Genomic DNA, 21,309 nt, shown 5'->3' on the forward strand with positions numbered 1-21,309 from the left:
ACAGTGGACTGACCTACTAGGTCACGATCGTGTCACAACAGCTCCCGAACGACTGAAGCTGTTTGCGGCGAATGCGATCGGAAGCGAAGTGATGCCGATTGCGGTCGTTCGCCCGCAGGCGGGGGATCAAGTCGCCAAAATCGTCGAGATTGCAGCACGTTTCAAAACTCCGCTTTATCCGATCAGCACGGGGCGAAACTGGGGTTATGGCGCCGCGACGCCGGTTCAGCGTGGTTGCACCGTGGTCGATCTGTCGGACCTGCGAGCGATTCGCTTCGTCGACGAGCAACTGGGACTGATCGAACTGGAGCCGGGCGTCACCCAAGGCATGCTCCACGAATTTCTGGATACCCGGGGATTGGACTGGATGGTGCCGGTACACGGCGGCGGCCCCGATTGTTCGCTGCTGGGCAACGCACTTGAACGCGGATACGGGTTGACGCCCACAACCGATCATTTTGCGGCATTGACGTCGCTAGAAGCCGTGCTAGCCGACGGCAGCACCTACCAATCGCCGTTCCGCAAACTGGGCCTGGACCTGATCGCCGCGGCGCACCGTTGGCAGATCGGACCGTACGTCGAAGGACTTTTTAGCCAAGGCAATTTCGGTATCGTCACACGGGCGACATTCGAGCTTCAACGACGCCCGGAACATGTGGAAGCGTTCTTCCTTCGATTGCGGGATGACTCACAACTGTGTGCGATCGTCGAGTCACTACGAACCGTTCTGGCGGACTTGGGTGGCAGCATCGCTGGCGTGAACCTGATGAATGACCGCCGCGTGCTGTCGATGTCGCGTCCCTATCCGGTCGATCAGGTGGAGCCTGGAGACATCATCTCAGAATCACTTTGCCACCAAATGACGGCATCAGCCGGGATCAGTCGCTGGACGGTTGCAGGTGTGATCCATTGCCCAACGGACATGCGACGGACCGTACGAAAACTGCTGTGGCGGCGTCTTCCCGACAGTGTGTCTCGACCGATTCACATGAACCGCCGCCGCGTCCGCGTGGCGCGGGCGATTACCAAACGACTGCCGATTGGATCCCGCAGCGTCCTGCAGCAGATCGATTCGATCGAATCGCTGTTGGACTTGGCCGACGGCATTCCCCGCCGCGTCGCACTGCCGCTGGCGTATTGGCTGCGCGGCGAGCAGCCCGAAAGCTCCGCAGAACTCAACCCTGCACGAGACGGATGCGGGCTGCTTTGGTACAGCCCACTGGTTCCGATGAAGCAAGAATTTGTCGAACCCTATGTCCAAATGGTGGAATCCACCTGTGCGTCATTCGGGATCGAACCACTGTTCACGTTGACGACACTATCGGATCGGCTGTTCGATTCGACGGTCCCGATTCTGTATCGCCCCGAAGAGCCCGGCGCGATCGAGCGAGCCCATGCCTGCTACGCGGCCCTGGTGGCCGAAGGCATCAAGCTGGGCTGCGTGCCCTACCGGATGAGCACACGGACCTTCGCGGAAGGCGAAACCCCTGGCACCATGAGCGAAGCAACGAACCTTACAAAACAGCTGAAAGACGCCACCGACCCCAACGGATTGATTGCTCCCGGCCGATACTTCCTCTAACCAACCACCTACCCATGCTCAATCCACTCCAGGTTTTCCCCATCGTCCTCGGCCAGGCGTTTGTCCCTCAGACACTGAAGCGGACACCCGAGGTATTTGACGAGACGGCTGTGATGTCGGCTGAGGAGAGCGTTCAGCAGTACAACGAAGCGATGGAAAGCAAGTTGGTGATCATCTACGCCGCCGTGCTGGAGCATATCCATCGAGTGCGACGAAAGACGGAGGGCGGCCGAGCGATCGACCTGTGCTGTGGCCCGGGCCACTTTACCTTGTTGATGGCCAAGCACTTTGACTTCGAGGAAGTTGTCGGGGTTGACCTTTCGGAGCCGATGGTAGCAGCGGCCAACCGAAATGCCGATTCATGGGGGTTATCTGATCGTGTCCGCTTTGAAGTTGGTGATGCGACCGCTGTTCAGGCACCAGACGGCGCATTCGATGTGGTCACCTGCAACGACGCGGCGCACCACATGCCCAACCTGCAGCTAGTCGGCGAACTCCTTGGCGAAATGGATCGCCTCTCTCCGCACGATGGGATCGCTGTGCTCAGCGACTTGGTACGCCTCAAGACCGATTCACTCACCCAGCGCTACACCAAACTGATCGGCCAGGACTATCTCGACCGAGGCCTCGATTCCTTCCAACAAGACTTCTGCAACTCCATGCAAGCCGCCTGGACCGGCGACGAACTGCGTTTGGCAGTGCCCTCGCGATCGAACAAAGCGTGGCACCACACCATCCAAAAACTCCTCCCCACGGTGCAACTGATCACGGCATACCCCAATGATGGCAATCCGATTCAAATCCGCAAAAGCCTCCCCTGGTCCGATCACGACCACCCTGTCCCATCTCACATGAAGACAGACTGGAATCTTTTTCGAGTGCTCTTGGCTTGACGGCGCGAACCAGCAATCAGCCAGACCATAAAAACGCAAGTGAAACAAGACAGAGCCTGGCATTGCCAAACTGTCGATCAGCGGCGGCACTCACAACATGGAGTTGCCCACGAAAAGTTGACAGTGGACCGATCTTAACGGGAAGGTAAATAGCGAGCCCTGATGGATCAGGTTTCACCAACGAGTGACGTTCTGGCAATCGCATGCTCAAAGTCGATTGGGCTTCGGTAGTCCAGTGACGAGTGCATGCGGCGAGGGTTGTAAAATTGTTCGATGTAATCTGACACGCCGCGTGTGGCGTGTTCATGGGTGCCGTAGACTTCTTGGACTTCCTCGGTCTTGCAGCTCTTGAAGAAAAATTCCATCGGTGCGTTGTCGTAGCAGTTCCCGCGGCGACTCATGCTCTGAACAAGTTCACGTTCGACCAACCGGCGTCGAAATGCCGCGCTCGCATACCGAGAACCGCGATCGCTGTGGACGATCAACCCCGCACTTGGGGAACGAAACACGATCGCTTGATCGAGCGATTCAATCACCAGCTCGGAATCGATCTTACGACTGGTTTTCCATCCGATGATCTTTCGTGAATGCAGGTCGACAAACGCGCACAGGTAGGTGAATCCTTCTTTTGTAGGGATGTAGGTGATGTCGGTAAGCCAGACTTGATTGATGTCTTCTGTCGAGAAGTCTTGGTTGAGTCGATTGGGGGCGATCGGCTGATCGTGATTGGAATCGGGTGTGGGCCTGTCAGGAATTTTGTGTTTGCCAGCAATAACTGTAAGCTGACCCAAACACCTTCTCCTGCAGGAGCCCCTTCCCATGGATTCCAAGACGAAAGAGCAAGTCGAACAACTTGCTGCTGAATTTGCTCGCAATGCTTCGAGCATCGGTGAATTGAACGCATTGGTCAAGACAATGATGAAGTCGGGCATCGAAACGATGCTCAACTCCGAACTCGATCACCATCTCGATCAAGAACAATCCGAACCGGCCTCCGGCAGCACGCCTTCCAAAGAAAAACGAAACAACTGTCGCAACGGACATTCTTCAAAGAAGCTCAAGGGTGACTTTGGGGAACTGGAGATCGAAACACCTCGGGATCGAGACTCGACGTTTGAGCCGAAGATCATTGAAAAGCACCGGCGTCGCATTGATGGATTCGATGACAAAATCCTGGCCCTCTACGCAAAAGGATTGACCACCCGCGACATCCAGCAGATCGTCAAAGACCTCTACGGCGTGGATGTTTCACCAACGCTGATCGCTAGCGTCACCGAGGACCTGGAAGCCGAGCTAAAGACTTGGCAGTCGAGGCGTCTCGATCCGGTGTGTCCGATCGTCTATTTCGATGGGATCGTCGTCAACGTTCGGGGTGCATCGGCCAAGGTCAGCCCCCACACGATTTACGTTGCTTTGGGAATCAATCTGGATGGTAAGAAAGAGCTCTTGGGCCTCTGGATCGCTGAAACCGAGGGGGCGAAATTCTGGTTGAACTGCTTAACCGACCTGAAAAACCGCGGACTTTCCGACATCTTCGTATGCTGTGTCGACGGCCTTGCCGGGTTCCCCGAAGCCATTCGAGCCGCCTTTCCACAAGCTCGAATTCAGCTTTGCTTGGTGCACCTGGTTCGCGCCGCCCTTCGCTACGTCTCGCATGAAGACAGCAAGGCAGTCGCAGGTGATCTAAAATCAATCTACCGCGCATCGACAACCGAAGAGGCTGAAAGCGAACTGGAGCGGTTCTCGGAGAAATGGGACAAGAAGTATCCGACGATCTCGCGGCAGTGGCGAAATAAGTGGACGGACATCATCACACTGTTTGACTTCCCGCCCGAGATTCGTAAGGTGATCTACACGACCAACGCAATCGAGTCGGTCAACAGCACGATTCGCAAGTTTACTAAGAACCGCAAGATCTACCCGAGCCAGGACTCAGCAACCAAGTTGATCTATATGGCGATCATGGAGGCATCCAAACGCTGGACCCGCCCGATCAAGTATTGGAAGCAAGCACTCAACCACTTTGCAATCCTCTTTGAGGGCCGACTACCGCCGAGCCACCGATACTAAACAACTGAACCGGTGACACAAAGTTTTGGACAGGCCCGCAACATACTATGGCCTCTGTTTAAAGTCTGCAGTTCTGCTATTACCAACAAAAAAAAGCCTCCCTGCATAAAGCAAAGAGGCCCATCGATTATGTACAAAACGTCTGAAACGGGCTTACGCCTGCGCCACTTGGCCACGTCGCCTTCGAACTCCGCAAACAGTCGCCAGTGCAATCGCGGCGAAACACATTGCGGATGATGGCTCCGGCACTACGTTGATGGTGACGGAACTTACCGATCCGGTCAACACCCAACCTCGCTCTTTGGCCTTATTGGGTTGCCCGTCTAGAGACGGGGAAACGAACAACGGACCCAAACCAACGTCAACAAGAACCTGAGAACCACTGGGCAGTTTTGTAGCTGGGACTGGTACAAAGATCGTACTCGGGTCAAGCGCATGCTTGGTTACGCTGAACCCACCAGACTGAATTCCACTCGTAATGGGAGGTGCAGCAAAAGTAAACAAGTCAAAGAACCCACCATCACTGATATCTAGCAGCGCTTCGAAATCATAGTTAGTCGGACTGAATTCGGCAGCGCTAAGCCAATCGCTCGTCGTCGGACCGCTTGCGCCGGTCAACGCGCCGGTTCCTTGAGGGAAATTCGACGAAATCACCATTGCAATCGTGTCAGACTTTAGCGATGCGGTGTCAAACTGCGCAGCGAAGCCATTCGATGCTGCCGACAAGAGTCCGAACAGCGTTTGCCCAGGTGCTGTTGGAGCAACCAAACTGAACAGACCCGGCGTTGCAGACGACGCAACTTCAGCAGCGAACATGGTAACAATAGTTCGACTGACAGTACCCGGCGTACCTGTACCGTCGTTCGAGACTGTGTTAGATGTCACAAACCCAAACCCCACATCACCAACGTGGAGCCCTGGACCGCCGCCGTTATCGATGATACCCACCAACCCTGGTGCGGTATTGTCAATACTGTCCGCGATACCGTTAAACGTAAGGATCGAATTGAGATAGCCAGCATTACATGAGACAGATAGCCCCACAACTAGCACAAGCGACGAAAAGTAACGAAACATACCGAAACCCTCAAAGGTAAATTTAGAAAAAGTTGCACTATTGAAAAACCCTAGCAACTTCATCTAGGCCGGCTTCAGTAGTCCATCTCCATAGGGCTGGCAAGGAAGTACCGAGTTCGCGATGATGACTGAAGACACCGAAAGCGGAGGCTCACTTGGAATAAAACCTGCAACCGAGCAGTGGAATTCCACCTGCGTAACAATGGTCGAACTTGCGCAGGTCATTCCCGGATCATCCTTGTCAACACGAACAACCTGGTGGTCATGGACTGGGGCCACGTCCAAAGAGCCAACGCGATTCTGCTCGACAGATGGCCCATCGCTGAATACCAGCACCCCCGCGTGAGCGGTTCCGCTCGCGAGAGCTGCGACGACGATGAGCAGGAATCGAGTAAACATGCAATGTAGTGTAATCAACACTCGTTGGGGAAGCAATGTCCGTCCGCTTACCACTCTTCCGATTTACGTAGAAAATTTGGATCACGCCGCCATTCCGCATGTGGGGCTATGTTTTGGCGTCCAAAACCCGTATTTAGATTAGTGTCAGCCCTCCCATCTCCGCCGTTCGACCACTTGGGACATATGCCGCGAGCGAATCTCACAAAAAGTTTTCGATTCCTCTCCTGCTCCGTCGCCTAGTTTAATCACCGCCTGCCACTCTTTGCACGGGGGAGTGGCATGCAATCAAGAGGGAGGGGGGGCAGCGGACTTAGATGCCCTATATTCCGTAACCGCCCCCCCCCAACCGACCTGAAGCTCACTGAAGGTGAAATTGGTAAGCCTCTTTGTCAAGTTTGACATCCAATCGGAGCGATTGAAGTCGGTAGACACTTCTTGTTGCAGACATTCCTGGACCACCTTGCGTAGATTTCTTCGGGCCTGAACGGGGGCCAGAGGGCCATGGTAGTCACTGCACAAGTCGGTAGTGCCAAAAGATCGGCGGCGGCTCAAATCGGTTGATGCTTAGATTGGCTTTCTGCTGGACCACAACTAATTCCTGGACATCGGGCAGGTAGCAAATTCCTACCTGCTCTCGTTTGTTCAAAAAAATTTCCGAATTGGCGTCTCGCTTGCCTCCCCAACTCCACATGTTGCTATCGAGATACGGCAGCTTTACCAAAATCTCTTGCGTGTGTCGTACTTGGAACGGGGATCGTCCATCCAGCGTCTTCACGTACTCGGAAAGAGGAAATACGAGCAATCGCAATTCGTACCCGTTCGCGGCATAGCCGCTGATCTGGTTACCTTTTTTATCCTTTGGCTTGTAGTCAACCCACCCCAGTCCGACGCCGACGATGGCGATCAGTTTGTCGCCCACGATTGTCGCGTCGACGATGTCGTCTGTGTGCTTGATGTGCTGGTAAGGAGCTTTGTAGCTGGCCCAAATCGATCGGTTATGAAATCGAATGGGTTTAGAATAATTGATTCCGTCATTTGTTGGATTTTGCAGCAAGAGCGGATTGCTGTTCGTCCAAAATGCCAAAGGAATTGTGTCCATCGTCTCGAAATCCAAGGCAAATGCAGGGGGGCCAAACGAAGTTGACCCACTGCCCGTCATGGCAATGCCTCCTACGATCGCCTCGCAATTTGCAAGTTTCGGGTGGGCGGCCTGCCAAGATTCGGGAAGCTCGATAATGTACTTGGAAATTCGGTTGTGCATTGCGAATTGGTTGCGTCTGGTTTTCGTCAAGACTCCGCCCCGGTCGGTCACGCGAAATAACTCCCGGTTCGAAAAATCTAAATTACATCTCCCCAAGTCAAATTGTGTGTCGTCCGCCGCCGTGTTGTAAAACTCGAACATCGTGAAGTAGAGTTTCTCATCGATTACTGCGAAGCCTTCTGCTTGGCCCTGGTCGGGGTTGTTCTCATCGATTGCGCTGACCGACGCGATAGACGCCAATGGAGTTTTCGAAGCGCGAGGAATGGAAATAGTCGAAGTAACGATCTTTGGAGCTGGAAATTGCAGCAGCGCAACAGCGTCCGACAATCCACCATACTTTCCGGGGCTAGCTAAAACCCGTTTTCCTCGTACGTAGAATCTTCTGCCTCCCGCATAGGCAACCCTGGCACCTGCCGCGCCAATTAGGCATTCGCCGGCCTCCTCGTCGCATGTCGTGCAACCTAAGTATTTCAGGGTTAACTTGGCGTCAGCCCCCGATTTCCCAGACCCAGACGTCGAGGGGATCTCGTAGCCTGGGAGTTGGGCGGCGACGTTGCTACCAAGTATCAGGATCGTCGCAATCGTGATTGCCCAGGCGTGGAATGGAGTTTGGTCCGTCACGATTTTGCGCGCTGAATTCATCTTGCTTCCCATCCGTATTGATAAGTGTGATCTCATTGTATCTGTATTTTCCAAAACGATGCCAATTAGTTGCGACAACGGTGCGATCCCTCGCGTGCCCCATGACGAAAAGAATTTGACGTCACCCTGCGTTCGCCCCAATGCCAATTTGGCAATTGACAATAGTGTCTGGCATCGACTCCGGAGCACTGCGAAGAGAGAGGGCAATGCTATTGGCCACCTCGGACGAATCTGATCCGTTTGGTCCAGGTGAGCGGATCTAACCATGTCTGAATCTTGGGGACCGGATAGTGCTCCATGAACCAATTTGCCACTCGCCTGCGTCGTGATCGATAGGCACGACCGGAGGGTAGGGCCGCACTCCGCATCAGTCGATAAACCATACTTTGGCGAACGTCGCTTTCTGACTTTCCAGAAATCTCGCGGACCCAACCCTCTGGAATCGACAGTCCGATCAATTCGCTGGCCAACACGAGCACGCCGGTAACCGTTTTGATCAAGCCTAGGCTGACCGTTCGTGTTGCAAGCTCACTCCAGTCAAAATCAGTCACGTCATCCGCTTGCTCGATCAAATGACGTAAATCCCAAAGATCGCGAAACGCACGCCGATACTCACCGGTATGCCCCAAATTGATCGTGGAATGAATCACGCCGTCAACCGGATCAAGCCAGCGATACGGCCCACCCTCGATCGGTCGGGAACGCTCGATGAATTCGTTCGTTTCGAATGAAAATGGATCGCAAACCGGAAGCAAGCGGAAGTGCAAATCAATTTCAATGCCACGGTACACGTGACGGCGAGGCGCCAACTCGTGCAACCAGCGGCGATAGTATTGTTCGTCTCGCTCGCTGTTGGAGTCATTAGGTGCGAATTCATTTTCACGCATCAAACGATCGACACGATCCAGGTCCTGCTGGCGAACCAAAAGGTCGATGTCGCCTGTCGTGCGTCCGGCCGCCCAGTCGCATCCCGCGGTCAGATACGCGCTTCCTTTTAACAGCACCAAAGGGACATTCAGCGGCGCGAGAATTCGCCCCACGGCATCGGTCTCGTAGCGAATGATCCGATGGTTGAACGCCGTCAGCCAGTTCTCACGCGCGAGTCGTGATCGAACACCGGCTGGCAATTGTTCGACATGTCCGCCACGCTGAAGGTCGTGGGCAATTTGTGCCAGCGATGAAGTGTGGTTGGCAAATCGAATGGCTCGGTCCCAGGTTCGCAGATCCCAGTGAAGGCATACGGCTGGGTCTTCACGAAGACGATTGACAAGCCGCAACACCTCCGCGGGATCGCGTTCGGTTTCCAGGTCCCCGCCGTCATCAGCACAAACATCCACTTGACTCGTCCGCGCGCTTCGGTTTGACGTCGTGTCGCGTTTAAAGGCCAACCGTTGCTCGGCAGCGCCGACAGGTTCGTCGACGACGGCCGGTGATGCAGTCGCAAACAAATCTTGCTCGCGCAAGTAACGCTCCGCATCGCCCGCATCATGGTATCGCAATCGATAGGCAGGCACCGTCCGGGCCAAACGAATGGTGTCGTCGAAGCCTCGCCGCCCCATCATCCGATAGTTGATCCCTAGCTGCGTGAGCTGAACAAAGATCTCGTCAATCGAAAGCCGCTCAAACTGGCACGGCGTCGAAGGATCAGGGGATCGGTACGGCAACACGAACGCCCCGATCGGGAACGTCGCTCCTGAATTTGCCACCGATTCCGGAGTCGGTCGCAGGTGCGCGATCGCACTCGGTGGATCTAGGATTTTGGCCTGCGGGCCGAACGCCGCTTGATCGCCGAATCGTTCCCTGATCAGGTCTAACGAATGGCCTTTCAAGATGGTCGGGCGTCCAAGTCCATACACCCTCTGAGCGTCCAGATTGAACAACGCCGTTTCGTCGCTCAACAGTTTCCATCCGGAGAGCATCAGCGTCGAAGCAAGCGTGCTTTTGCCGGCGCCTGAATCGCCGGGAAAGACAATCGCTTGGTCGGTTCCAGGGAGCACTGCCGCTGCAGCATGGAACGCCAAATGGTTGTACGACTGGCGAAAGAAACACCAGCTCGTGATCCATTCCATCGCCGCAACCGACAACCGCTTGGGCCACGTATGCCAGATCACGCCGTCGACGCTACAAATCGTCACATGGCGAAACCGCTCACGTCCCGCTTGAAAATCCAACGTGAAATCGGGAAGCGATTCAGCCTGTCGAAATTCCCGGTGGGCCTGCAGCACATGGATCGCCTCGGCGATGACCCGAAGATCGCTGCGAATGCGAAACTCGTAGGGACCAAAGGAAAACCCGAGTCCCTCGCTGCGCAGAGATGCGAAAACCTCCGTTAATGCGACATCCTTGATCAACACTCCGTTCGCTCCGGCAGTTGACGTTTTGACTGGCCCCGCAGTGCTCAACAACGATTGCGACACCGAATCGAATCAGCGTTGCCCGGGCTCGACTGCATGAACGTATCCCAGCGTTTCCATCTGCCGCAGGCATTCGACGCAATACTTGGAAAGGGCCTCCCGCTCATATGAATCGGTGTCTGCCGCGAGAGCTTCGACGAGCGAAGTGGTTGAGACGGGGCCACCAGATTGACGCAGATGATCGTAGACCGCCATATCAATTGGGCCGAAGACGGCAGAATCCCAATAGTGGGCATTGAAGACAGCCCACGCGGAATCAGAGAGCTGCTCGATGACAGCCTCATCGCCAATGATGATCCAGCGTTCCATCAACCGGGATGCACTAAGAACCGGTCGACGAGGCCGATGGAGACGTACCGTTCGCTCGTGCCGTCTGAGCACTGGTGGCGATGATCGCTGGCGTTGCGATCGCGGCGGTGATTAGCAACCGTCGACTTTGGTTACCCGTTCGGGCAATCGGCTTCGTCGTTTCGGCGTCGGGCTTTGATTCGTTCACAGGTTGTTTTGACTCAAATTCCATAGTTGATTGCTCCGCGTGATGAAGCTCTTTGAACTACACCTTTGTTCAGATTGTCGCGGTCGGTTCATCCTCGCCACGCTCCTAGATTAACTGCGTTTTCTACCGAGAATACCCGCAATAAACTGATTTTGACCAAATATCGGCAGAATCAAATTGACGCGCCCAAACTTTGAATACGATTCGCCCCCCGCCTACGACCAGTACTCCAGAGGGGTGGTGACAATGCATGTTTTTGGCGGGCTTTGGGGCGCGAAGAAACGCCTAGATCAGCCGTTTGGCGCGAGCCTGCGGGCCTCAACCCGAGGAAACTACGCTTGGCTGAGCGGTACGCCCCGGTCGGCGGCCCGGCGCACAAGCATCCCGATCAATTCGTTTTGCGACGCGGACTGCGGCACCGCCGGCGAATCCATTCGCGGCGTTCCCGGTGTGCAACGCTGTGAAGCATTTTTAGTGGTATTGGGCGCAAGCCTCTCCGGTGTTTCGGGATCGATGAGGGACCGGAGAGGCTGTGAATATTTGGCTTACCGCAGCACTCACCTTCGTTTTTGACGCTATTTCAAAAACGGACAGAGAATCTTCGGTCGTAGTTGCTCCTGCCGATCCCCATTTGAAGGCGGCTGAGCAGGAAGGCCTCCTAAGTTGGTTTGCGAATCGAGCTCTTTTGGCTCGATTCACCGCTATTAACTCAATTTGCAGTAGTCTGCGCGCTATGCTCCCCCATCAATTTCGGTAAGAAACCCATGTGTTGGAATCGATTGAAGTTATTCACCAGCACGTGCCATAGTGTTTGACCAAGGGCTTTGCGTTGACCGCGAACACGAAATTGATTCAGCCCACGGTTGCGGCACTCCGCATTGGGGAACTCCGCAATGGAGGGCCGTTGCTGGGTAACCGTACACCAGAACCGTTGTAGGCGCGGAGTTTACCGTGGTGGGTTTTGTTTCGTTTCACCAAACGGAGAAAACTCATGCCCCGATCCAAAACTGCCAAGGTTTGGCAGGAACGGTTGCGTCGATTTGATCGCTCGCGAATGACCGTCGCCCAGTTCTGTCGAAATGAAGGCGTCTCGCAGCCGTCCTTCTATCAATGGAAGAAAAAGCTGCGCCAGTCGCCAGCACTCCTCGAGCCAGAGCCAGGCGAGCCGAACGTCCAGTTCGTGCCGCTTCGCCTACCTGGCCTGCCCGGCGATCAGGCTGGCGAGCCTGATCGGGTCGTCGGCCCGGCGACTGCCTGCACCACCATCGAACTTCCCGGCGGCATTCGAATCCGCGTGGAGGTCCCGACGGATCGGCAACCAAGCCAACAGCCGGAGGCCCGGCCATGATCGGGTTGCCCTCCGGTGTGCCGATTTATCTTTGCACCGAACCGGTCGATTTTCGCAAAGGCTTCGACGGACTGACCGGCATCGTCACCACTGCGATGAATCACAGCGTGACCGATGGTTCGTTGTTCCTGTTCGTCAATCGCAGACGCGATCGCATCAAAGCCCTGTGGTGGGAAACCGGCGGACTGACGCTCTGGTATCGAAGGCTCGAACAAGGCACCGTCGAAATACCAAAGGCAGAGGACGGCAGCTCGCACATCGTGATCGATAACGTCGAACTGGCCATGTGGATCGCAGGAGTGTCACTGAAAGCGGCCAAGACCCGACGCAAACGAATGGCAGCTTAGCCCATCGCCAATCGACTCGAAACGAACCGGCTCCACGAAATTTGTTTCGCGGAGCCGGTTTTTTCGCGCCTTGCTTTGCGCGATTTGGAGTGAAATTTATAATGTCGCCATCATGAATTCGAAGCCTCTTCCAAACGACATCGACGCTTGCCATCAACTGATTGCAGAGCTGCAATCGCAGGTCGGCGAACATCAACAGATCATTGGCAAGCAGGCCACCGAGCTATCGCTCAAAGACAAGCTGATCGAGGAGCAAGCTCATAGCGTCCTGGAACTCAAAGCCGATCACGACAAGCTCGACGAGAAGGTCATCGAGCTAAACCTGAAGATCGAAAAACTGCTCAAACAACTCTACGGGCGCAAGAGTGAACGACGCGTCGATGGCGAAGGCCAGTTGTTTTTGGATCTCGGAGAAGAGCCCACGCCCGAGGTGGTCAGCGCGCTGGAAGAAGCCATTCGCGAGGCCGAACAGATTGTCGATGACGCCGAAGAGGCAAACAAGAAACGCAGAAAGAAACGTCCGGAACCAAGCGACCGCAAGTTCCCCGAACACTTGCCGCGATACGAAAAGATCGTCGACCTGCCCGAAGCCCAACGCAAAGGCCTCATCCTGATCGGCTATGACGAAGTCGAGACGCTCGAAAGCACCGCCGGTGAACTGAAAGTCCGGGTGACCAAGTATGCCAAGTACGCTCACCCGACCGACAAATCACAAGGAATCGTCACTCCCGAGCGTCCCACCGGTCTGGTCGAAGGCGATCGCTTTGACGCCTCGATTGGAGTCGAAGTTGTGGCCTGGAAATACTTCTATCACCTGCCGTTTTATCGTCAGCAAGATCTGTTCGCCGGCAGTGGCTGGACGCCCAGTCGCAGCACATTGGGGAACATCGAAACGGCCGTCGAGTTCGCGCTGCGTCCGCTTGCTGATTACTTGCGAAGCGTTTTGAAGCACGATCGAACGGTCGGCTGCGACGACACCGGTGTGTTGTTGATCACACCGAAGGCCATGCCTGACCTATCGGAACATCCCCGCGGCAAGCGGATCGGCGAAGTGCTTGGAAATGCGATCGAGTCCGGCAAGCCAAGCATCAACGCAAACATGTGGGGCTACTACGCTTCACGTCTTCCGGTGGTGGTGTTCGATTTTACGGTGAGTCGTCACCGCGATGGACCGGATGATGTACTGAGTGATTTTAAAGGCAACGTCCTAGGAGACTGCTGGTCGGGTTTTCAAAAGATCGATCTACGAAGTGACTCGCGAATCACGTTCGCGGCATGCTGGGCGCATGCGCGTCGCAAGATCGATGAGTGTCGCGGTGCGTTCCCTCTGCAAGTGGCGAAGTTGGAGTCGCTGATTCGGATGCTTTACGACGTAGAAGACCAGATCAAGGAGCTTGACGATGCAGCGCGTCTTGCGCGACGTCAAAGCTTATCGCGTCATGTTCTCGACCAGATCGCGGAGTACCTCGACAGCGAAGCGATGCAGTCACCGTCGGTTCTTCCCAAGAGCAATCTCGGTGTGGCGTCTGGCTATGTGCGACGTCACTGGGAAGCACTGTGCCGCTTCACCGAGGACGCGACGATTCCGCTGGACAATAACGATTGCGAGCAGTTGATGAAACGCGTCGCCACGGGAAGGAAGAACTGGCTCTTTAAGGGCTCGGTGGCTTCAGGAGAGCGAGCCGCGAACCTGCTAACGATCATCGGCAGCGCGATCCGCAACGACTTGGACGTGCGAGCGTACTTGGACGATGTCTTACGGAGGGCGCTCGCCGGCGAGACAGACTGGTCCGTACTGACTCCCCACGCATGGAAAGCGGAGCACCCTGAATCGATTCGCGAGTACAGGCAGGACGAACGCCGCCAAGCCGCCGACCGCAAACGCACCCGCCGAGCCCGCCGCCGCCTCCTCAACAAGTCAACCAGACGTCGCTAACTGGTTCTGGTGTACGGTTACGTTGCTGGTAAATCGCTTGAGCTTCCTCTGCCCCCATCCGCTCGCGAAAACGCCCCATCGCTTCGCTGTCAGTGGACTTCGCTTGATAAGGGGCTTTGCCATCGGCGACGTCTTTCTCGGCACCTTTGACAGCACCGTAGACCGTCGTCCCAGCGGCATCCAACGCGTCGATATCCGATGCTTTGATAAAACCACCATCAACTAGGTACTGCCCCGGCACGACACCGTACGTCGAACACACCGACTCAAATACCGGAAGCATCTGCCCCATGTCACTGCCTTGATTGTTCACGTCCACGCCGACAACGATTCGCGTCTCGCCGTCGGTTGCAAACTGCACATTAAACGCCGGACGAAAGCCGCCATCGCCCATCTTCATCCGAACCGCTTCGGGGTCCGTCGTCGACGCTCGTGGAGTTGATTTACTTTTGCGAGACTTCTTTTCCCGGCGGCGGCGCTCGAGTTCCTCAAGGTTCTCTTGAGCGGCTTTGATACGTTCGAGCCGTTCTTCGGCGGCACGCTCTCGAGCGGCTTGCTGCGCGACTGAGACATCGGCTTGGTTCTCTTGCTCGGATTGTTCTTTGAGTTCTTCAAGATACTTCTCCGCTTCCTCCTGCATCCTTTGCAACGTCGGCTCCGATCGAAACGAACTGCTGCCCGCCGAAGCACGCACGCGCATGCCATCCTGACCAATCGTTTCCAGCGTGATCAGTTTTTCATTGAGAAGGACGGTAATTGAATCGCTCAGCAGCTGTTCCAACTCTTCAGTGTGCTTGGTGCGAAAATCACTCAGCGTGTGATAGTTGACCGTTACTCCGCCGCAGATCCACAGGTAGCAAAAATCGCGTGTCGTAAGCTCTGCGATTCGTCGCGCGCTGGTGATTCCTTCGAGGGTGGCATAGAACCACAACGCGAAGAGAATCCTGGGATCGATGGGGTTTCGTCCACGTGTTCCTTGGCGTGCTTTGATCGGCTGGTAGAAGGGAGACAGATCCAGCGACTGGCAGTAGGCCCAAACCAGTCGCACGCGATGATCGCTGGCGACGAGTTGGTCCAGCGAGAGCATCCGCATCTCGATCTGAGTTCGCTCGGGCCGATTGGTACGAGCTTGTCCACGCTGAGTAGCATTGCTTGGATTATTCATGCGATAAATTTAGCGCCAAAATTAAATCAAACAACCGTCAGCCCAATTATTCACAGCCTCGGAGGGCTTGCGCCCTGCCGCTAACACGTCGTCAAACGCAGGGAATAAATGCTTCACAGCGTTGCCCGCCGGGGTCGAGGGGATTTCCGCGACGGGTTTCCCGGAGGTGGCGCTCCGCCTTAGGTTTGACCACATCTTTTTGTTTGCCGGCGGATGTGTCGAGTTGGCGCGGCTGTGAAACCAATTGTTGATCTTTGTAAATGAGTCAAGCTTGGTAAGGTTGATCTGGTAATTTGGCGATGCCTGGAGTTTTTTCCCTGTGGGAACCGTGGCGTGGAACACACGCTGCGATTGATTCGCGACGGCGGGTTGAGATGGTTGCTGGTGACGGAATGGCTACCAGCACTCGTATCACGGAAGGCCCCCCATGGTTTTGCCCCTGCAGACATTTGGACAAGTCAACTTTGCCAACGCTCAACTCGGCGACAAACGTAGAACAAATCGTCTCGTACAACTCGCTGACTCGATGGCTCGACGACCAAGTGGAACATTGCCACAGAAATTCAATAGCCCCAAAGACCTCAGGGCTTTCTACCGGTTGATGGACCGTGACCAGGTGACGCATGAGGCAATTCTCGCATCTCATCGTGAGGCAACCTGTCTCAAGATCAAGCAAATCAGAGGCCCAGTCCTGATTCTTCATGATGCCACCGAGCTGGATTTTACCAATCACAAGTCACTTTCCGATGACATGGGCCAAATTGGCAACGGCAATCGCCGTGGGTACATCGCGCAAAACAGCTTGGCCGTGAACCCGAAAACACGGCAAGTAATTGGATTGTACAATCAGGTTTTGCACCATCGGGAGGATGCTCCCAAAGACGAACTGACCGCTCAGAAACGCAAGCGTGAATCACGAGAGAGTCGATTGTGGTTGCGCGGTGCCGATCCACTGGCTAACAGCGAGAAACTCGTTGATGTTTGTGATCGAGGAGCTGACACGTTCGAGTTCCTCGAACATGAATTGGCCAGCGGCCGTAGGTTCGTCATTCGTGCCTCTCATAATCGGGCGATCATTCCTGGACATGGCGATCAAGGCAGTAGCGATCAAGCCTGTTACCTTCGCAACTATGCTGCCAGCCTTCCGCCAGCAGGACACTGGACGTTATCGGTAACGAGCAAAGTCGACAAGAAAGTACGGGTTCGCAAAGGCAAAAAGAAATCAGCCAATCGACGGGCTCGTGAGGCGAAGATGGCTGTCTCATTTGCCCCGGTTCAAATCAAACCACCCGCGAAGAAACTAGGAGAACACGGCAACGATCCGCTTGCCGTCTGGGTTGTTCGAGTCTGGGAAGAAGATCCGCCCGCCGGAGAAGAGCGTCTGGAATGGTTTTTGATTACAAACCAACCCGTACTTGATTTTGAAGATGCCTATCAGGTTGTCGGTTGGTACGAATGTCGCTGGATCATTGAAGAGTATCACAAAGGGATGAAAACAGGATGTAGCATTGAGAGCCCGCAATTCACTAGCGAAGAACGTCTGCAGCCAGCGATCGCTTTGATTTCAGTGGTGGCGTTGACTCTGCTGCAAATGCGTGATGCCAGTCGTCGTTGGGACGCAAAGAAACGCAAAGCGACCGAAGTTATCTGCAGCGACTACGTGAGTGTGCTGAGCGCTTGGCGACATGGCCAAATCAAACCCGACTGGTCAATTCACGATTTCTTCTATGCACTGGCGAGACTCGGCGGTCATCAGAACCGCAAATCCGATCACCCACCGGGATGGCAAACGATTTGGCGAGGCTGGAACGACCTCCAAGCGATGCTCTGCGGCGTTGACGCAATGAAGATTGTAAAAAGATGTGGTCAAACCTAAGCGCTCCGCTGACCTCCGGCTACTCGCTTTAATCCCTCCGGGATACCGGAGAGTTTGTGTTTGATAGCGACAGCCCGCTCGCGCCTTTCCGCTACCTCGGTGCCCCGCCGCGCGACCCGTGATTCCCCGACCGCGATCCCTTATCCGAACGGACAGCCCCTTAAGATCCCACGCCAACCGGTTTCTCGATCCACTCGAGCAACCGCTGCGATTTCGCTCGCCAGGACTCCGCTTCCAGGCGTTTGCGCAGCTCCCGTCCCCGTTCTTCCTCTGTGTCGTCGCCAGCACCGTCGGTCAGGCTTGCATGCACCTTTTCAACGAATTCCCCCGCATCACGTGCCACCTGCAAAAACGCTTTCCAACCTTCCGTCGCCGGCAGCGGAGAAACCACGACCGGTTTTCCGGTGGCCAGGTACTCCTTCAGCTTCAGCGGCTGCATCGCCCGGGTGACCGGCAAGTCGGCATAAGGCATGATCAACACATCGGCCACCCGAGCCAGTTTGGGCAGTTCTTCAAACGGCAGCGAACCTGGTAATTCGATTCGGTCATGATTCAACAGCCGAGGGTCCGGATCCTGCTGGGGACCGGCGAGCAAGATCTTGCCGGCGTCCAACGAATCCGCCAACGCCAACACCCAATCCGCATTCATCCGCCTGTCCACGACACCCCAGAAGAGGATCAGAGGGGTATTTATAGTTGAAAGTTTCAAGTTCCAAGTTCCAAGTTGCGACTCACTGGGAGATTCGCGAGCTGCGAGCCCCGTCTTGCTGCGCCAAAACTCGACGTCGACTCCGTGGGTCAGGAGCTCAGCGCGGCAGTTTCGATTGACGAGGCTTTCAATCAGATGGTCGCTGACGGCGATGGTGCGATCGACTTTGGCGATCAATTCGTCTTCCAGACGACCGAGCGTTTTGCCGTCCAGGCCCGGCCAAACCGAAAAGTCATCCACGCAGTAATAGATCCAGGACTTGACCGGCAACCGGCCGATCAAATCTGCAACGATCGGGATCGTCGTGATGGCCACTGCGCCGTCGGCTGCATCGCCCAATTGCTTCGCCAACAGATTCTGGTTCAACCAGCGATCCCAACGCCGCGACATCCAAGGCCACATTTTCGCGTCGATCACCGTCGGGGCTGCCGACGGTGATCGATCCGATGCGTTGCGCGATGCGAGTTGCGAGCTTCCATTCACCAAATCCTGCTCCGCACCACTCCCAACTTGCACCTCGGAATCCGGAACCTGAAACTTGGAACCTGAAACTTGAAACTCAACCTCCCGTCGCTCGCGACGCACCCACCCCGCAAGCTTTTCCGCACCGCGCCGGGCGGTAAGCAAATCCAATCGCGGAGGACGCATGCCGATGGTGTTGACCCACGTCACCTGGTGCTCGGGCAACAGTTGTCGAATCAAATGCTGGCAGCTGGACGGATGCCGCCCCCAGTCGTCAGAGAAAACGAGAAATTTCAAAGGATGTAGGGCATGCTGTGCATGCCTGTGGTGCTGGGGAGAGGAGGGAGTGGCTAGTGGTTTGGCTATCGCTGTTTGACTTACAGGTTGAAGATCTTGCCCCGACAGACTTGCAGGCGAGATACCAGGTTCGCCAACGGCGATCAAGACGCCAGCCTGAGGCGAGGCTGGATGAGCCCCAGCGAATCTGGTAAGACCCCCAAGCTACTCTGCCGATGCTTTGACGTGGTGCTGACCAAACAACCAGTTACCGACGTGTCTGCGAAGCTTCGCCAGACTAAGGATGTGGCGGATGACGTGCGAGATGCAGGCGAGCAAGACAAACAGGACAAAAAAATTGGCCAGTTGACGGGTCCAACCACCGGCGGAGAGCGAGTAGTAATATGGTGTCACCACGTCCCGAAACGGCATGTGGGCCAAAAAAACGAACAGCGTGTTTTGCGACAAAAATCGGACGAAACGATTTGCCGGAATACCGACGAAGAAACCATAGAGCAAAAGGGTGTAAACAAGGTATTCCACCGACACCGCCAGCGAGGTCACCAGCGAAGTTGTCACGTCGTCGCCAACCGCGATCCTGCCAAACGGATTACTCTTGGTGATCCCCAGTCCCTGGACCATCGCCAGCCAACCAAACATCATGGCTGCAAACGCCAACGCAATGCCGATGCGGCGAGTCGCCGGCGACACCGGAGACCGCGGCTTGGCGTTTTCCGCTGCTGTGCCTTGGGCCGACGCCTTGAGTGAATCCGCCGTGCGCGTCTCTCCGGCAAGACGACCAAAATACGTCCCCACGAAAAACACACTCAGCCAACTGGTGAACACCATGTAGGCATTGAAGTCGTTGGCCTGGTGGATGAACGCGCTGCGAACGGTGACCTCGATCAGCAACAGGCCCGCCAAAATGAACCAGCGAGCGGGCAAGAAACGCAAGGCGACCGCCCAAGCGACCAACAGGTGCAGGTACGTCCCGACGTACCAGGTCGTCGGATTGGCCGGAAATGCGTTCTCCCAAAAGACGTTCAGCCCAAAGACGAACGGCAGGTAGTTCGATGCGTTGATGTCGCCGATGCGGAACCACTGAACCACGCTAACAAACATCGCCAGCAACACGCCGAGGACAAAGACCTCAAAAAAGCGGTTGTAGACAACCTGTAGCGGTCGCCGCGTTTCGTTCGCGAGCGTGAATGCCGTGGCGAACACGAACAGACAAACGCCCAATTGCTTGGGATTGATCGGGTTGAAGATCATCGGGATCAAATCATCGCCGCCGGAGTGACCAAAAATGATCACGGCCATCCCGAGGACTTTCAGCCAATCGATCCAAGGTTGATAGGGGATTTGCATGTGGGGAAGCGGCTAGTGGCTAGTGGGTGTGTTGATCCGGCTTCGAGTCGGAGAGAAGGCAAGATATTGGAGGCAATTCGTAAGGCATGCTGTGCATGCCGGCGAGACTGCTAACCGCCAACTGCCAACTGCTAACCGCCAACCGCCAACCGCTAACCGCTAACCGCACCCATCGTTTTGCCACCTTCTTCCGGCTCGCTCGGATCTTCCTCGACCAAGCGTTTGACAAACCGGGCCGGGTTGCCGGCAACCATCACGTATGCGGGAACCTTTGCCGCCGTGACCGCTCCGGCGCTGATCATCGCGCCGTCGCCCACCCCCGCCATCACGATCGCAGCCTCGCCGATCCAACAATACTCGCCGATCTCGGTGATTTGAAACAACAGGTTATCCGGCGTCGTCCAACGGCCCTGACCGTCCATCACATGGTGCTCTCCGGTACTCAAAATACTGGATCGGCTGCCGATCAAGCTGCCGCGCCCCAGCTTGACCCGGCCCATCAATGCGTAGGGGCCGATATAAACTTCCGGACCGACGATGGCTTCGCGATGATTGAACAGGACACCAAATCCAATCTGGCAATCGATGCTGCAACCGGTCAACGTCCCCCGATAAAACGCCCGTCTCAGACACATCCCAAACAGTCCCGGCATCACGGCATAGAACTGTCCCCACCCGTGAAAGAAACGCTCATAGCCCGGTCCTCGCTTTGTCTCCAAGTAACACACCAGCACCGACGGAGCGACCAGAACGGCCGCCGAGGTATTGAGGGTGATCTTGATCAAGCGGCGGAGAACGGGTTCAGACTGCACGACGGGGGGCTAGGCAAAACGATGGGGGCAAAACGATGGGAAACCCAAGGCAGAATGATACGGGGCAGAATGATGTTGCTGGCACCGGAGGACGGCTACAAAAACACGAAAAGGCACAATGAAAGTGTTAGTTTGCAAGCCGATTGTCTGTGTGTCTCATTGTGCATTCTGTCGCT

Annotated in this window: 17 protein-coding genes; 7 read left to right on the forward strand and 10 right to left on the reverse strand. The window is 55.6% G+C overall.

What is annotated here, in order from left to right; translation table 11 throughout:
* Nucleotides 1–91: 91 nt before the first annotated feature.
* Both TBK1r_RS08655 and TBK1r_RS08660 read left to right on the forward strand, forming a co-directional pair.
* Nucleotides 92–1,582 (forward strand): FAD-binding oxidoreductase, encoded by a 1,491-nt coding sequence (locus TBK1r_RS08655; protein WP_419581134.1) that lies wholly within the window; start codon nt 92–94, stop codon nt 1,580–1,582.
* 14 nt (nt 1,583–1,596) lie between these two features.
* Nucleotides 1,597–2,475 carry a class I SAM-dependent methyltransferase gene (locus TBK1r_RS08660; protein WP_419581135.1) on the forward strand — a complete coding sequence of 293 codons (879 nt, stop codon included), beginning with the start codon at nt 1,597–1,599 and terminating at the stop codon, nt 2,473–2,475.
* A 167-nt stretch (nt 2,476–2,642) separates the two neighbouring features.
* Here TBK1r_RS08660 and TBK1r_RS08665 read toward each other — a convergent pair whose 3' ends face one another.
* Nucleotides 2,643–3,407 carry an IS3 family transposase gene (locus TBK1r_RS08665; RefSeq protein WP_419581136.1) on the reverse strand — a complete coding sequence of 255 codons (765 nt, stop codon included), beginning with the start codon at nt 3,405–3,407 and terminating at the stop codon, nt 2,643–2,645.
* Between TBK1r_RS08665 and TBK1r_RS08670 the strand changes: the two genes are divergently transcribed.
* Nucleotides 3,295–4,545, forward strand: a complete 1,251-nt coding sequence (locus tag TBK1r_RS08670) for an IS256 family transposase (protein WP_145208982.1) — start codon at nt 3,295–3,297, stop codon at nt 4,543–4,545. The genes TBK1r_RS08665 and TBK1r_RS08670 overlap by 113 nt on opposite strands.
* A 153-nt stretch (nt 4,546–4,698) precedes the next feature.
* On the opposite strand, the gene TBK1r_RS08675 is transcribed toward TBK1r_RS08670, so the two are convergent.
* The 5 genes from TBK1r_RS08675 to TBK1r_RS08690 form a co-directional block, all read right to left on the reverse strand.
* Nucleotides 4,699–5,685, reverse strand: coding sequence for a hypothetical protein (locus TBK1r_RS08675; RefSeq protein WP_145208984.1), 987 nt, complete (start codon nt 5,683–5,685; stop codon nt 4,699–4,701).
* Entirely contained in the window at nt 5,686–6,021 is a 336-nt protein-coding gene (locus TBK1r_RS38430) for a hypothetical protein (RefSeq protein ID WP_419581137.1), read from the reverse strand.
* Between the two features lie 508 nt (nt 6,022–6,529).
* Nucleotides 6,530–7,924 carry a hypothetical protein gene (locus tag TBK1r_RS08680; RefSeq protein WP_145208986.1) on the reverse strand — a complete coding sequence of 465 codons (1,395 nt, stop codon included), beginning with the start codon at nt 7,922–7,924 and terminating at the stop codon, nt 6,530–6,532.
* A 209-nt stretch (nt 7,925–8,133) separates the two neighbouring features.
* On the reverse strand, nt 8,134–10,278 hold the full coding sequence (locus TBK1r_RS08685) for a nucleotidyltransferase family protein (RefSeq protein ID WP_145208988.1): 2,145 nt from the start codon (nt 10,276–10,278) through the stop codon (nt 8,134–8,136).
* A gap of 72 nt (nt 10,279–10,350) precedes the next feature.
* Nucleotides 10,351–10,647, reverse strand: coding sequence for a hypothetical protein (locus tag TBK1r_RS08690; protein WP_145208990.1), 297 nt, complete (start codon nt 10,645–10,647; stop codon nt 10,351–10,353).
* Between the two features lie 1,178 nt (nt 10,648–11,825).
* On the opposite strand from TBK1r_RS08690, the gene tnpA reads away from it, so the two are divergent.
* The 3 genes from tnpA to TBK1r_RS08705 all read left to right on the forward strand — a co-directional run bounded on the left by tnpA (nt 11,826) and on the right by TBK1r_RS08705 (nt 14,465).
* On the forward strand, nt 11,826–12,182 hold the full coding sequence (gene tnpA / locus TBK1r_RS08695) for an IS66 family insertion sequence element accessory protein TnpA (protein WP_145207197.1): 357 nt from the start codon (nt 11,826–11,828) through the stop codon (nt 12,180–12,182).
* Nucleotides 12,179–12,529, forward strand: a complete 351-nt coding sequence (gene tnpB / locus TBK1r_RS08700; RefSeq protein ID WP_145207196.1) for an IS66 family insertion sequence element accessory protein TnpB — start codon at nt 12,179–12,181, stop codon at nt 12,527–12,529. The genes tnpA and tnpB overlap by 4 nt, the downstream gene beginning before the upstream one ends.
* Before the next feature lie 112 nt (nt 12,530–12,641).
* Complete coding sequence (locus TBK1r_RS08705) at nt 12,642–14,465, forward strand: IS66 family transposase (protein WP_145208992.1); 1,824 nt, start codon at nt 12,642–12,644, stop codon at nt 14,463–14,465.
* On the opposite strand, the gene TBK1r_RS08710 is transcribed toward TBK1r_RS08705, so the two are convergent.
* Nucleotides 14,440–15,630, reverse strand: coding sequence for an IS1182 family transposase (locus TBK1r_RS08710; protein WP_145208994.1), 1,191 nt, complete (start codon nt 15,628–15,630; stop codon nt 14,440–14,442). The two genes, TBK1r_RS08705 and TBK1r_RS08710, sit on opposite strands and share 26 nt — an antisense overlap.
* A 427-nt stretch (nt 15,631–16,057) precedes the next feature.
* Between TBK1r_RS08710 and TBK1r_RS08715 the strand changes: the two genes are divergently transcribed.
* Entirely contained in the window at nt 16,058–17,506 is a 1,449-nt protein-coding gene (locus TBK1r_RS08715; protein WP_145208234.1) for an IS4 family transposase, read from the forward strand.
* A 160-nt stretch (nt 17,507–17,666) separates the two neighbouring features.
* Here the strand turns inward: TBK1r_RS08715 and TBK1r_RS08720 are convergent, their stop codons facing one another.
* From TBK1r_RS08720 to TBK1r_RS08730, 3 genes are all read right to left on the reverse strand, one after another.
* Complete coding sequence (locus TBK1r_RS08720; protein ID WP_145209000.1) at nt 17,667–18,974, reverse strand: glycosyltransferase; 1,308 nt, start codon at nt 18,972–18,974, stop codon at nt 17,667–17,669.
* Nucleotides 18,975–19,178: 204 nt separating this feature from the next.
* Entirely contained in the window at nt 19,179–20,321 is a 1,143-nt protein-coding gene (locus TBK1r_RS08725) for an acyltransferase family protein (protein WP_145209002.1), read from the reverse strand.
* A 152-nt stretch (nt 20,322–20,473) separates the two neighbouring features.
* Complete coding sequence (locus TBK1r_RS08730; protein ID WP_145209004.1) at nt 20,474–21,133, reverse strand: acyltransferase; 660 nt, start codon at nt 21,131–21,133, stop codon at nt 20,474–20,476.
* Nucleotides 21,134–21,309 lie beyond the last annotated feature (176 nt).

Origin of the sequence: Stieleria magnilauensis, from assembly GCA_007753675.1 — a bacterium.
GTDB lineage: Bacteria > Planctomycetota > Planctomycetia > Pirellulales > Pirellulaceae > Stieleria > Stieleria magnilauensis.